General features: G+C 66.0%; 14 protein-coding genes. 9 read left to right on the top strand and 5 right to left on the bottom strand.

The window, feature by feature from the left end; all coding sequences use genetic code 11:
- Positions 1-272 precede the first annotated feature (272 nt).
- From betT to SAJA_RS13940, 3 genes are all read left to right on the top strand, one after another.
- Positions 273-2,360: a choline BCCT transporter BetT gene (gene betT / locus SAJA_RS13950; RefSeq protein ID WP_123659280.1), complete on the top strand. Its 2,088-nt coding sequence runs from the start codon at positions 273-275 to the stop codon at positions 2,358-2,360.
- Between the two features lie 384 nt (positions 2,361-2,744).
- Positions 2,745-3,431: a DNA-3-methyladenine glycosylase I gene (locus tag SAJA_RS13945; RefSeq protein ID WP_123659279.1), complete on the top strand. Its 687-nt coding sequence runs from the start codon at positions 2,745-2,747 to the stop codon at positions 3,429-3,431.
- A 9-nt stretch (positions 3,432-3,440) separates the two neighbouring features.
- Positions 3,441-4,163, top strand: a complete 723-nt coding sequence (locus SAJA_RS13940) for a YbaY family lipoprotein (RefSeq protein ID WP_123659278.1) — start codon at positions 3,441-3,443, stop codon at positions 4,161-4,163.
- On the opposite strand, the gene bluB is transcribed toward SAJA_RS13940, so the two are convergent.
- On the bottom strand, positions 4,091-4,819 hold the full coding sequence (gene bluB, locus SAJA_RS13935) for a 5,6-dimethylbenzimidazole synthase (RefSeq protein WP_123659277.1): 729 nt from the start codon (positions 4,817-4,819) through the stop codon (positions 4,091-4,093). The two genes, SAJA_RS13940 and bluB, sit on opposite strands and share 73 nt — an antisense overlap.
- Positions 4,820-4,994: 175 nt before the next feature.
- On the opposite strand from bluB, the gene SAJA_RS13930 reads away from it, so the two are divergent.
- The 4 genes from SAJA_RS13930 to cobJ are packed head-to-tail and all read left to right on the top strand — an operon-like array spanning position 4,995 to position 8,343.
- The gene (locus tag SAJA_RS13930; RefSeq protein ID WP_123659276.1) at positions 4,995-6,149 is read left to right on the top strand and encodes a hypothetical protein; all 1,155 of its coding nucleotides are present in this window, start codon (positions 4,995-4,997) and stop codon (positions 6,147-6,149) included.
- Positions 6,150-6,191: 42 nt separating this feature from the next.
- A complete protein-coding gene (locus SAJA_RS13925; RefSeq protein ID WP_123659275.1) occupies positions 6,192-6,821 on the top strand; it encodes a precorrin-8X methylmutase in 630 nt (209 codons plus the stop codon).
- Positions 6,818-7,570 (top strand): precorrin-2 C(20)-methyltransferase, encoded by a 753-nt coding sequence (locus SAJA_RS13920; RefSeq protein WP_245963339.1) that lies wholly within the window; start codon positions 6,818-6,820, stop codon positions 7,568-7,570. The genes SAJA_RS13925 and SAJA_RS13920 overlap by 4 nt, the downstream gene beginning before the upstream one ends.
- Positions 7,567-8,343, top strand: a complete 777-nt coding sequence (gene cobJ, locus SAJA_RS13915) for a precorrin-3B C(17)-methyltransferase (RefSeq protein WP_123659274.1) — start codon at positions 7,567-7,569, stop codon at positions 8,341-8,343. The genes SAJA_RS13920 and cobJ overlap by 4 nt, the downstream gene beginning before the upstream one ends.
- Here cobJ and SAJA_RS13910 read toward each other — a convergent pair.
- Entirely contained in the window at positions 8,337-9,167 is an 831-nt protein-coding gene (locus SAJA_RS13910; RefSeq protein WP_123659273.1) for a cobalt-precorrin-6A reductase, read from the bottom strand. The two genes, cobJ and SAJA_RS13910, sit on opposite strands and share 7 nt — an antisense overlap.
- Between SAJA_RS13910 and cbiE the strand changes: the two genes are divergently transcribed.
- On the top strand, positions 9,100-10,362 hold the full coding sequence (cbiE, locus tag SAJA_RS13905) for a precorrin-6y C5,15-methyltransferase (decarboxylating) subunit CbiE (RefSeq protein ID WP_123659272.1): 1,263 nt from the start codon (positions 9,100-9,102) through the stop codon (positions 10,360-10,362). The two genes, SAJA_RS13910 and cbiE, sit on opposite strands and share 68 nt — an antisense overlap.
- Positions 10,359-11,147, top strand: coding sequence for a precorrin-4 C(11)-methyltransferase (gene cobM, locus SAJA_RS13900; protein WP_123659271.1), 789 nt, complete (start codon positions 10,359-10,361; stop codon positions 11,145-11,147). The genes cbiE and cobM overlap by 4 nt, the downstream gene beginning before the upstream one ends.
- On the opposite strand, the gene SAJA_RS13895 is transcribed toward cobM, so the two are convergent.
- The 3 genes from SAJA_RS13895 to SAJA_RS13885 are packed head-to-tail and all read right to left on the bottom strand — an operon-like array spanning position 11,144 to position 13,969.
- Positions 11,144-12,256: a cobalt-precorrin-5B (C(1))-methyltransferase gene (locus SAJA_RS13895; RefSeq protein ID WP_123659270.1), complete on the bottom strand. Its 1,113-nt coding sequence runs from the start codon at positions 12,254-12,256 to the stop codon at positions 11,144-11,146. The genes cobM and SAJA_RS13895 overlap by 4 nt on opposite strands.
- Before the next feature lie 55 nt (positions 12,257-12,311).
- On the bottom strand, positions 12,312-13,487 hold the full coding sequence (gene cobA, locus SAJA_RS13890; protein ID WP_123659269.1) for a uroporphyrinogen-III C-methyltransferase: 1,176 nt from the start codon (positions 13,485-13,487) through the stop codon (positions 12,312-12,314).
- Positions 13,488-13,501: 14 nt separating this feature from the next.
- Positions 13,502-13,969, bottom strand: a complete 468-nt coding sequence (locus SAJA_RS13885; protein WP_123659268.1) for a cobalamin biosynthesis protein — start codon at positions 13,967-13,969, stop codon at positions 13,502-13,504.
- Positions 13,970-13,983: the final 14 nt, after the last annotated feature.

Below are 13,983 nucleotides of genomic sequence, written 5' to 3'. Positions count from 1 at the left end.
CTCGGTGTGGTGCAAGCGCGCCGACAAACCCGGTGAGTTGCAACTAGGCCGGCGTACCGGCAAGCTTTCGCGCAATCCAGGCCAATGGCGTCGCGACCTGCGCGATCTGCCTGGCGCCCGTGCGATGCGAAATTCGCGCACGTTGGGGCAGGTGGACCTGAACGTGCTTGATTCATCGAAACGCTTTATCACCGGCCGCTAAGTGCCGTGCGCGCTCGATCGACATCACGCCGATGGTTATCTGCTCTCTTGTCGGACCCGAATGAGGTTTCATGAGCCAGAGCAACAATCAGATCAACGAAGACAGCAAGAAGCCGACGAAGGATCGCCTGAATCCGATCGTCTTCTACGGGTCCGCGGTTACGATCGTCTTTTTCTCGTTATGGACGATCCTGTTCACCAGCCAGGCTCAATCGGTCATCTCACTGGTTCAGGGCTGGATATCCAGCACGTTTGGCTGGTATTACTTCCTGACCGTTCTGATCTATCTGGTCTTCGTGCTCTACGTGGCCCTGTCGCGTTTCGGCAAGATACGGCTCGGGCCGGAGCAGTCCCGACCGGAGTTCAATCTGTTCTCGTGGTCGGCGATGTTGTTCTCGGCCGGTATCGGTATCGGTGTGATCTTTTTTGGCATCGCCGAACCGATCATGCAATACAACAACGCCCCCGACCGGCCGGTTGACGATGTGATGGCCGCGCGTCACGCCATGGAGCTGACGTTTCTGCACTGGGGCATTTCCGGCTGGGCGATCTATTCGCTGGTCGGCATGTCGTTGGCGTTCTTTTCCTATCGTTATGACCTGCCGCTGACGATCCGCAGCGCGCTGTACCCGCTGTTCGGCCAGCGTATTCACGGCTGGATCGGCCATACGGTCGATATCGCGGCCGTGGTCGCCACGGTGTTCGGGATCGCCGCGGCACTGGGCATCGGCATCGTCCAGCTCAATTTCGGGCTGGAGTACATGTTCGGCATCGAGGCCAACATCTGGACACAGGTGCTTCTGGTCGTGGCTATCGTCGGCTTCGCCACGATCTCGGCGGTCACCGGCGTCGAAAAAGGCATTCGTCGACTATCCGAGTTCAATATCCTGTTGGCCGTCGCGCTGCTGGTCTTCGTGCTGATTGCCGGTAACACCTTGTTCTTGCTGAACACGCTGGTGACCAACATCGGCGACTATCTGACCAATTTCCTGAGTCTGTCGACCGACACCTATTCGTTCCAGGGCGAATCCGCCCAGGGCTGGCTCGACGGCTGGACGCTGTTCTTCTGGGCCTGGTGGATTGCCTGGGGCCCGTTTGTCGGTCTGTTTCTGGCACGTATTTCGCGCGGGCGCACGATCGCTGAATTCGTGGCCGGCACGATGACGCTGCCCATCGCGTTCATGATGATTTGGATGTCGTTGCTGGGTAACTCGGCGCTCGACATGGTCATGAGCGGCAACGCCGAGTTCGGCGAAGCGGTGATGAACAACCCGCCATCGGGCATCTATCTGTTCCTTGCCCAACTGCCGATGCCGATCATCTCGACCATCGCCGTCACCGTGCTGGGCATTGTGTTCTTCGTCACCTCGGGCGACTCCGGCGCGCTGGTATTGTCCAACTTCACCTCGCATCTGAAGAACGTGAACAGCGATGCGCCGGTCTGGATGCGTATCCTCTGGGCGGTCATCATTGGTGTGCTCACCCTGTCGTTGCTTCTGGCCGGCTCGGGCACCAGCGGGCTGACAGCGCTTCAGAGCGCGGTCGTAGTTACAGGCCTGCCGTTCTCGATCGTGCTCTTTTTCATGATCGCGGGGCTGTGGAAAGGCTTGCGCATGGAGGCGTTCAAGTTCGACAGCCAGCGCGTCAGCCTGCCCGGCCATCTGTCGGGTCGAACCGGCGGACGCGATTCGGTCAGCTGGACACGGCGTGTCTCGCGGGCGATGAGCTTTCCCAGCTATCGCAACGTCATGCGCTATATGGATTCGGCCGTGCGCCCGGGCATGGAGGATGTGGCCGCCGAGCTGCGTGAACAGGGCATGACGATCGATGTCTTCACCCAGGGCGAGGGCGATGAGCGCCATGCCGGGCTGCATATCTCGCTGGGTGATGAGCAGGATTTCAATTATCAGGTCTGGCCGCGCAAGTTCCAGACGCCGACGTTCGCGATCCGGGCCTCGCAGGCCAGCTCGTATTATTACCGGCTTGAGGTCTTTCTGACCGAGGGGACACAGGGGTATGACCTGATGAACTACTCCAAGGGCCAGGTCATCGACGATATCCTTGACCAGTACGAGTCGCATCTGCATTTTCTGCATTTGAATCGTGTGGCCCCCGGTGACTCCAGCCTGCCCGACGGGCCGGAGCAGGCCGGTAACTAGGGCGTGTCGTCATGAGATAGGGCGGCGCACCGGCGGCCAAGCCGCGGCAAGACAAGGCATCGCGAGTGCAGCGTGGTTATTCCACGTAAAGGAGCGATAACGCAGGATTGCCGGGGCTTGGCCGCCGGCCCTCCGGGTTGCCCGCGCCGGACGCGCCATGCCGCGTTGCAAGCCTTGACCGTGGCACGCCACGCTCGGCGGCTCGCGCCTTGCCTGACACGCCCGGCGCGGGCAATGCGACGGCATATCTCACGACGACACGCCCTAGATCCCGGCTCGCACCTGCTAGACAAGTAAGCCCGGCCTTCGCGCCGGGCTTTTTCATGGCAAGTCCGCGAACGAATCGATGTTTGCGACAGGTTAGAATGGCGCCTCACTCAAGAGATGACCGATGCCATGGGCGTATTCGCCGAGATCGAGGCCGCGGCGGCGGCTCTGTCAGGCTCTGCCGAGGCCCTTGAGGCCCGGCTGGTCAGACCCGAGCCGCCCGAGTCGCTGGCCATGATCGGCAACGATCGATATCTCTCGGTCATGTGTCGGCGAATCTTTCGCGCCGGGCTCACGCATCGTCTCGTGGATGCCCGCTGGCCGGCCTTCGAAATCGCCTTCGACGAGTTCGAACCGGCCCGCGTGGCCGCGTTTACTGATGACGATCTCAAACGCCTGGCCACGGATGAAACGCTCATTCGCCACCGCAAGAAGCTGAACGCCGTGCGCGAGAATGCGATCGTCATGCAGACACTCATCGACGAATTCGGCACGTTCGGTGTCTGGCTGGCAGATTGGGAGGTCGATGAAACGATCGATCTCTGGCTGGAACTCAAGGCTCGCTTCGTGCAGCTCGGCGGCCAGTCGGGGCCGCGTTTCCTGCGCATGATCGGCAAGGACACGTTTCTGCTGACCGATTGGGTCAAGCAGGCGATGACCTACTGGGGCGTGGCCGACGACAAGCTGCATACCAAGGCCGGCATGGCCGCGGCCCAGGCGCGTTTTCTCGATTGGCACGAGGAAACCGAGCGGCCTCTGTGCCAGCTCAGCCAGATTCTGGCGTTTTCTATTTCCAAGCTATAGGGCCCGTTGATGTTTCGTACGACCCAACACGACACGACACAACGACAACGACGCTTTCTGGCCGGCGGTCTGAGCGTACTCCTGCTCGGGTTGAGCCTGGCCGGCTGCGGCTCGGACACGCCCGAACAGATCAAGCTGACCGGCCAGCTCGAAGCCAAGGCCGAGGCCCCGCATCTTGACGAGCAGACCAGCGCGCGTATCAGTCTGGTCGAGCATTCGGCCGCGTCCGGCCAGGATCAGATCGTGGCCGAGCGCACGGTCCACGGCATCCAACGCCTGCCGACCGGCTTCACCATGCGCGTCGGATCAGCACTACTGGACACGGCCAACGAGTACGGCCTGAGCGCTCAGTTACTGGACGACGACAGCGAGATCATCTGGCAAACGAATGCGCCGGTCGCCGTGGATGTCTTTTCCAAGGACAAGACAACACGACTCACGCTGATGCCGTATCGCGTGGCCCCGGAAGGCCCGTTCGTCACTTACCGCTGTAGTGACGGGTTCCAGTTCCAGCTGTCACATGATGCCAAGGGCGCCGTGGTACGGCTGGGCAAGCGTCAGATCAGTTTGCATGTCGCAAAGAGCCTGACCGCGGATGCCACCCGCTATGTCGATGCGCATAACGACGAGATCGTGAGCGAAAACGGCATGACCTCGATCTATTTCGACGGTATATCCCACCACGACTGCTCGGCCGTGTCCGAGGAGTCGGGGCCGGACAGCCCTGAATGATCCGTGGGCCAGGCGTCCACACCGATCAATGAATCCAGGGCCACGCGGTCGGCCCAGCCGGCCTCGGCCAGCATCGGCCGGTCATAGAACGCCGGAACATGGCCCAGGCACAGGATCGCGATCGGGCGGGCATCGCGCGGCATATCGAATAGATGCGCGATCGCGGCCGGCTCGAACATCGAAACCCAGCCCATGCCCAGGCCCTCGGCGCGCGCGGCCAGCCATAGATTCTGGATCGCACAGGCTGCGGATGCCAGATCCATCTCGGGCATGGTCCGTCGGCCGAAGACGTGTCGCTCACGCCCGTCGGCCAGCGCCACGATGAACACCTCGGCGCACTGATCCAGCCCCTCGACCTTCAAGCGCATGAAGGCATCGCCGCGCTCACCAAGTGCTTCGGCCGTACGTTGGCGTTCAGCCTCGACCGCTTGCTTGAGTGCCGCGCGCTTGGTGCTGTCACAGACACGAATGAAGCGCCAGGGCTGCATGTAACCCACGCTCGGTGCCTGGTGGGCAGCGGCCAATAGACGCTTGAGAACATCGGTATCAACCGGGCGATCGGTAAAATGACGCATATCGCGGCGTTCGGCGATCACGCGATAGATCGCCTGTATTTCCTCGCGCGCGAAATCGCGGGTGTGCGGTGTCTCGGACATAACAACACGCTGTTGAATCGAAACCTAGCCGTTGCAACTTGCAGGCGCCTTTGTAAGGCTTGCCGCTTTCCCGAGCCCGGTACGCCGCGTCCTTGTGATGACAAAGCCGCATCCTCCCAACGCGCTTGACGAACGCTCGCCGGTCCGCGGCTGGTGCCCCCGGGGGGCACGCCCCATGTGGGCCGCCGATGGGGCGTTGATCCGTCTGCGCCTGCCCGACAATCGTATCAGGGCCGGGCAGCTGGCTGCGCTGGTGCCGATTGTCCGTCGGCATGCCGCCAACGGGGTGATGGTGACCCGGCGGGCCAAGCTCGAGCTGCGCGGCGTGGCCAAGCCCGAGGCCGCGATCGCCGAACTCGGCCGGGCCGGTCTGCTGGAGCGTGGCCCGGCCGCCGATATGCCGGACGTGCTCGTGCTGGCTGATCGCCGCGACGAGCGCGGCGCGCATCGCCTGGATGAATCACTGCGTGATCGCCTGGCCCATGTTGACGGTATTGAGCGCCTGGCCGACAAGTTCTTGATTGTTATCGACGGCGGCGGGCCGCTGGCCGCACCCGCGCTCTCGGCCGATATACGCCTGGATGCGATCGGCAACGGGCGATGGCGGCTGGGCCTGGCCGGCGGGCGGTTTGATGCCGCGCCGGTCGTCGAACTCGGCGCTGATACGGTGGCGGATGTCGCTGCCCGCATCATCAAAAAACGATTGATGGATACAACCCCGGAACGCCTGCGCGGCCTGCCCCGCACGATGCTCCAGAATTTTCTGGCCGGGCACACGCCGGTGGGCGCGCCTGTCCCGGCCGCCGAGCCCCTGGCCGGGCTGGGGTATGATGCCGCGCTGGGCTGGCGGGTTCGTTTCGTCTTTGGCGTGCTGTCGATCAAGGCCCTGGCAGTACTGGCCGAAATCATCGACAACGGGTCGATCGGCCTGTTGCCGGATCGACGTCTGGTGCTGCCCAAACAAGCGTGGCTTGCGCGCCAGCGCTTGTATCAACACGAGGCAATCGATGATGATGCCGATCCCAGAAACGGCTTGAGCGCATGTATCGGCCAGGTCGGCTGTCGCTGGGCCAGTACCGATACCCGCGCCGATGCACTGGCGCTGGCCGCCCGGGCCCCGGAGATGGCTCGTCGCGGCCTGCATGTTTCGGGGTGTGCCAAGGGCTGTGCCCGGCGGGCGGCCAGTAGCGCCACGCTTGTCGGGCGCGACGGGCGCTATGATCTGATCCGTGGCGGGGCGCCCGGTGACGCGCCGCAGGCAACCGGCCTTACGCTGGCCGAGGCCGGCCACGCGCTGACCCGACGCGCCGGCCAGGCCGGCGAGCGCTGATTTCAACGAAAAGAGAGTCTGATACCGGTGACCGATCCCGTGATGCCACACGACTATATCCGCGACGGCCGCGCCATCTATGAGCGCTCTTTTGCCATCATCCAGGCCGAGGCCGATCTGGCGCGTTTCCCGGCTGATCTGCAGGATGTTGCCGTGCGCATGATTCATGGCTGTGGCCAGATCGATCTGGCCGCGGATATCGGCTACTCCGAGCACGTCGGCCAGGCCGCCCGCCAGGCACTGCGGGCCGGGGCGCCGATTCTCGTGGATAGCGAAATGCTGGCCCGCGGGGTCACCCGCAAGCGTCTGCCGGCCGATAACGAAGTCATCTGCACCCTGCGAGATCCGGCCACGCCAGCGCTTGCCCAGCGTATCGGCAACACCCGCTCGGCGGCGGCGCTCGAGCTGTGGGGGGATCGCATGGCCGGCGCGGTCGTGGCCATCGGTAACGCGCCGACAGCACTTTTTCATCTGCTGGATCTGATTGCCGCCGGTGCGCCGCGTCCGGCCGCGATCGTGGGCATACCGGTCGGCTTCGTCGGCGCCATCGAAAGCAAGCAGGCACTGGCGGCCAATACCCACGGCCTTGAGTGGCTGAGCGTGTTCGGCCGGCGTGGCGGCAGCGCCATCACCGCCTCAGCGCTCAACGCCCTGGCAAGTGACAGCCTGTGAGCCAGCCCATATCGCATCCGACATCATCGGCCATCTTGTACGGCGTGGGCACCGGCCCGGGCGATCCTGAACTGGTCACCGTCAAGGCGCTACGCGCACTCGAGACGGCACCCGTCGTGGCTTATTTCTGTAAACACGCCGGGCGGGGCAACGCGCTGGCCACCATGCAGCCGTATCTGCGCGCGGATCACGTCATGCTGCCCATGGCCTATCCCGTAACGACCGAACTGGCGCATGACACCGCGGCCTATTGCGACTGTATCGAGGCCTTTTTCGATCACTCGGCCGAGGCCGTGGCCGCGCACGTCACGGCCGGGCGCTCGGTGGCCGTGCTTTCCGAAGGGGATCCGTTCTTCTACGGCTCGTTCATGCACCTGTTTCTCCGGCTGCGCGAGCGTCTGCCCTGCGAGGTAATTCCCGGCGTGCCGGCAATGCTGGCCGGGGCGGCGCTGTTGCCGCGGCCCATCACCATGCGCGACGACGTCCTCTCGGTGATTCCCGGTACATTGCCGGATGCCGAACTGCATCAAGCGCTTGCGAGCGCCCAGGCCGCGGTGGTGATGAAGGTCGGGCGCAATCTGGGGCGTATTCGTGCCGCACTTACAGCCCTCGATGCCCTCGACCGGGCCTGGTACGTCGAGCGGGCCAGCCAGGGCGCCGAGCGGGTCATGCGCCTGGCCGACGCCCCGGTCGACAAGGCCCCGTATTTCTCGATGATTCTAATGCCGGGCACGGGGCGGCGGGTATGAGCGCGGCGCACGACGACGACGCCTGGTTGGCCGTGATCGGCACCGGGCCGGGCACGAGCGACTGGCTGACGCCGGAAACATCCGCGCTGGCGGCCCGCGCCACGGATCTCGTGGGCTATGGCCCGTATGTCGCTCGCCTGGCCGGTGCAACCCAGCGTGTGCATGCCTCGGATAACCGCTACGAGTTACAGCGCGCAGCCCACGCGCTGGATCTGGCCGCCGATGGGGCACGGGTCGCCGTGGTGTCCGGCGGGGATCCCGGCATCTATGGCATGGCCGCGGCCGTGTGGGAAGCACTCGAGCGAGCCGATCACACGCGCTGGGCCGGTGTCGCGATCCATATCGCGCCCGGCGTTTCGGCCATTCAGGCTGTCGCGGCCGCTGCCGGGGCGCCGCTGGGCAACGATTTCTGTGTGATCTCGTTATCGGACAACTTGAAGCCCTGGTCACTGATCGAGCAGCGCCTGCACGCCGTGGGCGCCGGCGATTTCGCCGTGGCGTTCTATAACCCGATCTCCCGGGCACGGCCCTGGCAGCTGGGCGCGGCCCTGGATATCCTTCGCGGCTACCGAACAGAATCCACGCCGGTCATCGTCGGCAGCGCCATCGGCCGGCCGGACGCCGATCTGTGCATCACCGATCTGGCCCGCGTCGTCCCGGCGCAGGCTGATATGCGCAGCCTCGTGATCGTTGGCGCGAGCACCACACGGGTCATCGCGACCGCCAACGGGCCCCGGGCATACACGCCGCGGGTTTATCCGGCCGATTATTGATGCGCGTCCAGGGCCGTTATCACCGCACCCGGCGCGTCGAATACCCGATCGGCCGCGGCCAGCACCGGGCGTTCGATCATCACGACCGGTACATTCAGGGCATGTGCTGCGGCCAGCTTGGTTTCAAGCATCGGCGCGCCGCTGTTCTTGGTGACCAGCACATCCACGCCGTAATCCTGCATAAGACGATATTCATCGGTCTCGGTGAAAGGCGGGCGGGCCCGGATGACGCTCGCCGGCGAGAAGACCGGGGTGGCCGGCGGGGCCTCGATGCTGCGGATCACCCAATGCTTGTCGGCCACATCGGCAAACGGGGCCAGCGAGCGTGCGCCCACGGTCAGAAACACATGCCGGCCATAGTCGCCGAGTGCGGCGGCCGCGGTCCGGGCATCGGGCACCGAGTGCCAGCGCATGCCCGTTTCGGCCATCCAGGCCGGGCGCGTCAAACGCCACAGCGGGACGCCCACGATCCGGGCCGCGTCGCCGGCGTGCGCCGACATCGTGGATGCAAAGGGGTGGGTGGCATCAATCACGAGAGCGATCGATTCGGTGCGCAGATACGCCACGAGCCCATTGACCCCGCCAAACCCGCCGCGCCGCGTGGCGATCGGCGCCGGCACGGGCCGGCGCGTGGCACCGGCAAGCGACAGTATGGCTCGGCAATCGTTGCGCTCGGCCAGTGCATCACAAAGCCGGCGGGCTTCCAGGGTGCCGCCAAGCACCAGCAGATTGATCACGGGCTTGTCGTTGGAGGCCATGGTGTCCAGTGAAAACGGGGCGATAGAAACACGCTCGAAAACGCCCTGGTTGTCGATCGTCGGCATCGGGCTGGGCGGCTGGCACGAGCTGGGCGCCCCGGCGCGTCAAGCGCTTCTGGACGCCGAGTTGATCGTGGGCGGCGAGCGCCACCTGGCCATGCTGCCGGGCGAGGTCGTGGGTGCCCGCACGGCCTGGCCCCAGCCGTTCACGGCCGGGCTGTCGATGATTCTGGCATATCGCGGCCATCCGGTCGTTGTGCTGGCCACGGGGGACCCGTTCTGGTTCGGCGCCGGGGCCAGCCTGTCGCGCCTGGTCACGGCCACGGAAATACAGGCCTGGCCCCAGCCGTCGGCGTTTTCTCTGGCCGCGGCACGCCTGGGCTGGACGTTGCAATACGTCGATTGTCTCTCGGTCCATGGCCGGGCCTTGACCGACGTGGTGCCGGCTCTGGCTGATCGGGCACGCCTGCTCGTTCTGTCCTGGGATGGCAGCACGCCGGCCGCGCTGGCCCGGCTGCTTACCGAGCGCGGCTTTGGTGCCTCGCAGCTGACCGTGGTGTCTCATCTGGGCGGGGCCGACGAGACGCGCGCCTCGGCACGGGCCGACGCCTGGCCGGCCGGCGACACGCCCGATCTCAACGTGGTCGGCGTGGACTGTGTCGCCGCCCCCACCACGCGCGTGCTTGGGCGCTCACCCGGCCGCGCCGAGGATTGGTTCACCGATTGCGGCCAGATCACCAAGCGCGAGATCCGGGCGATCGTTATCGGCCTGTTGGCCCCCGCGACCGGCGAAACACTCTGGGATATCGGCGCCGGCTCCGGGGCGATCGGTATCGAATGGCTGCTGGCCGATGCGCGCAATCAGGCCACCGCGGTCGAGATTCGCGCGGATCGGGCCGCTGCGATCGAATCAAAAGCCGCCGCACTCGGCGCGGGGCGTCTTCGGCTTCGCACCGGTGCGGCTGCCGAGGTGGTGGCTGATCTGGACGAAGTCCCCGAGGCAATCTTCATCGGCGGCGGGCTGACCACGCCGGGGCTTGTCGATACCTGCATGGCCCGTCTTGGCCCGCGCGGCCGGCTGGTGGCCACCAGCGTGACGCTCGAGGGCGAGGCGATCCTGCTGGCCGCGCATGCCCGCTGGGGCGGTACGCTGCGCCACGTGGCCATTGCCCGCAGCGCGCCGCTGGGCACGTTCACCGGCTGGCAGGCCCAGCGGCCGATCGTCATCTGGTCGAGCCAGGCCGAGGAAGCAGTCAAATGACGGTGTATTTCATCGGGGCCGGGCCGGGCGCGGCCGATCTATTGACCCTGCGTGGGCGGGATCAGCTGGCCGGCTGTGGCCTGTGTCTGTATGCCGGCTCGCTGATTCCGCAAGCGATTCTGGCGCACGTGCCGCCCGGCGTGCCCTGTATCAACACCGCCGGCATGGCGCTTGCCGATATCGTCGACCATATGGCGCGAGCCACGCGCGAGGGCCACGATGTCGCGCGGCTGCACTCGGGTGATCTTTCGATCTACAGCGCGCTGGCCGAGCAGCTGGCCGCACTCCGGGCGGCCGGTATCGCCTATATTCTGACGCCCGGCGTGCCGGCGTTTTCAGCGGCTGCGGCGGCGCTCGGCCAAGAGCTGACCGTGCCCGAGCTGGGCCAGTCACTGGTCATCACCCGAACCCAGGGCCGTGCCTCGGCCATGCCGGCCGGCGAGACGCTGGCGCGGTTCGCCGCGACGGGCACCACCCTGGCAATTCATCTGTCGTTGGCGGTCGTGGCCGATGTGGTGGAACACCTGGGCGGCTATTACGACAGGGATTGCCCGGCCGCGATCGTTCAAAGAGCCTCCTGGCCCAACGAACGGATCGTGCGGGCCCCGCTGGCCGAGCTGGTAGAGGCCGCACGGACATTGCCCGCACGGCGCAGCGCGATCATCTTCGTGGGCCCCGTGCTGGGACAGCACGACGACGGCGTGCTGCGGCGAAGCGCGCTGTATGACCCCACGCATATCAGCCAGTACCGCTGGGCCGATCAGGACCGTGGCAGCGACGTTTAACCGGGCATTTCGCCGCGGCTGGCGCGGGCCAGCACGTTGCCGGGTTTGTCGATGAGCACGATCTCGAGCGCGGTCGTGGCCGGCAGATAACGCGCCGCGACCTGCCAGACCGCGGCCGCAACCCGCTCGGCCAGCGGAATACCGGCGTGCCGGGCGATCGCCAGCGCGGCCAGGCTGGTGTTGGCCACGCGCATGGCGTCTCGGGTGGCCGTATCGGCCTCGGTGGCCAGGCCGGCCAGCCAGTCGAAATCGATACCGCCGCGCCGGCTGTGCAGATCCAGCCGGCCGGTGGCCAGCTTCGAGAACTTGCCGAAGCCGCCCACCAACGACAGCCGCTCGACCGGGTGGCGGCGCAGATATTTCAATACCGCCCCGGCAAAATCGCCCATCTCGATGAGCGCCATGTCGGGCAGGGCGAAGAGTTCCTGGGCCACGCGCTCGCTGGTGGCGCCGGTACAGGCCGCCAGATGGGGCACCGCGTTGGCTCGGGCGACATCGATCGCCTGATGAATCGAGGCGATATAGGCCGCACAGGAAAACGGGCGCACCACGCCGGTGGTGCCGAGTATCGACAGGCCACCGAGAATACCCAGGCGTGCGTTCATGGTCTTTTCGGCGATTCGCGCGCCGTCGTCGATACCGACGGTGACATCGAACCCGCCGTGATAATCCAGATGCGTGGCCGCACGGGCCAGGTGTTCGACGATCATCCGGCGCGGCATGGGGTTGATCGCCGGCTCGCCGACGGGCAAGGCCAGGCCGTCGCGGGTGACCGTGCCCACACCGGCTCCGGCATGAAAGATCACGCCCGGGGCATTCCGACGGGCGACTCGCACCCATACTCGTGCCCCGTGGGTGGCGTCCGGGTCATCGCCGGCGTCCTTGATACACCCGGTCTCAACGGTGGTGCCGTCATCGCAGACACGCTGGTCGTGTACGGCCAGATCGGTTTCGCGATTCTTGGGCAGCCACAGATGCACTTGACTCAACGCCTCGTTGGCCAGCAGGCGATAGGCCGAGGCCACGGCCGCTGCCGTGGCCGTGGCCCCGGTCGTCCACCCCGTACGCAGGCGTTTGATATCACCAGTGGGTGCCGCGGGCTGTTTCATCGATGCCCGGCGCCGGCCATCGCCCGGGTGATCGCCCAAATCACCGCCCGGCGCATCAAATCCCGTAGGCGCGGGGCGAGCCCGGCGCGCGCGCTGTCTGGTCCGCGCTTTCGATCAGGCGGGCCTGGCCGATCACGCCGCGCAGGTTGACCACATCCCCCACGATCAGAACCGCGGGCGGCGTCACGGTGTGCCGGGCCGCGATGCCGGGCAGGGTGCTCACCGTGCCGGTCAGCACGCGCTGTTCAGGCGTGGTGCCGCGCTCGATGAGCGCGGCCGGCGTATCGCGTTGCATGCCGTGGCGGGTCAGGGCCGGGCACAGGTTCTCGAGCGCCATCACCCCCATGTAGACCACCAGCGTATGGCCACCGCGCACCAACGAGGTCCAGTCATGATCCAGCTCGCCGTCGCGGCCGTGGGCCGTGAGAAACTGCACGCTGGCCGCCACGCCGCGATGGGTCAGCGGGATATCGGCATAGGTGGCACAGCCTGATCCCGCGGTGATGCCGGGAATCACACGGGTGGCGATACCGGCCCGGGCCAGGTCAATGAGCTCCTCGCCGCCACGCCCGAACACGAACGGATCACCGCCCTTGAGCCGCACCACGCGCTGGCCCTGACCGGCCAACTCGATCATCAGGGCATTGAGCGCGGATTGACGCATGTGATGATTGTCGCGCTGCTTGCCCACGAAACGACGCGTGGCACCGGCCGGGGCAAAATCCAGCAGGGCCGGGGCGACCAGCCGGTCATAGAGCACCACGTCACAGCCGGCCAGCGCCTGGCGCCCGTCGAGCGTGAGCAGGCCCGGATCGCCGGGGCCCGCACCGACGAGACACACCTGGGCGTGTTGCCAGAGATCATCGCGCTTTTGATCGTCGTGGCCGGTATCCAGAAGCTCAAAGTCGCCAAGGCCCGTGGTGGCATCCAGAAAGAGTTTGTCGGCGCGACGTGCCGCATCGCGCACGCGGGTGTTCACGGCCGCCTCATCATCGGCGGCAATGACAAGCCGTGCGGCTCGAATATCGTCCGTGGTAAACGCCCGCGCACACCAGTCCACATCGCTATGATCGGTCAAACCGGTCGGATCCGGCGGCCTGCGCGTCGCACACAGCCGAACCGGCATGCCGGCCCCGCGCAGCGTGGCCACCGCGGCCATTGCCTTGGCCGAGGCACCGACCACAAGCGCCGCTCGATCCCCGCCGGTCAGTCGTAGAGTCACACCCTGCATGCAAGACGATACGATCAATCCAGTGGGTAGTTTACGTTATCGATTGCCCAGTCGGTTGCGCAGGTCGCCAAAGCCGCCGTGGCGAGATCGGTCTGCCGGCGCGGACCCGCCAGCGCGCCGGGCTGCCCGCCGGCCAGGCGATCGGCCAGCACAAGTGCGGCCGCCTCGGCCACGCTATCGATACCGATCAGGGCCCGCAGGCGCGGCGAGCGGGTCAGCACACGCGGGCCGACGCGTGCCAGCTCGGGGCGTTCCAGTCCGACGATCGAGCAATCCAGAGACGCAGCCAGCGCGTGAATCGCGGGGGCTTTGATACGGGCCTGCCAGGTGGCAATGCCGGCCAGATCCGTCATCGCCAGCCCGTGATCGGCGGTGATTCGAGTGACCAGGCTGATCAGATCATCCGGCGGACATTGCGCTCGCAGACCGATCCCCAACACCCAGGATGTGCGGTGTCGCATTGACGAGAGATCCGTGCTCATGGCGCCTCCGTGAC

It is taken from the genome of Salinisphaera japonica YTM-1, assembly GCF_003788585.1.
In the GTDB taxonomy this organism is placed as follows: Bacteria; Pseudomonadota; Gammaproteobacteria; order Nevskiales; family Salinisphaeraceae; genus Salinisphaera; species Salinisphaera japonica.
Note: the sequence above shows the minus strand (reverse complement) of the source record. Positions and strands in the feature narration are given on the sequence as shown.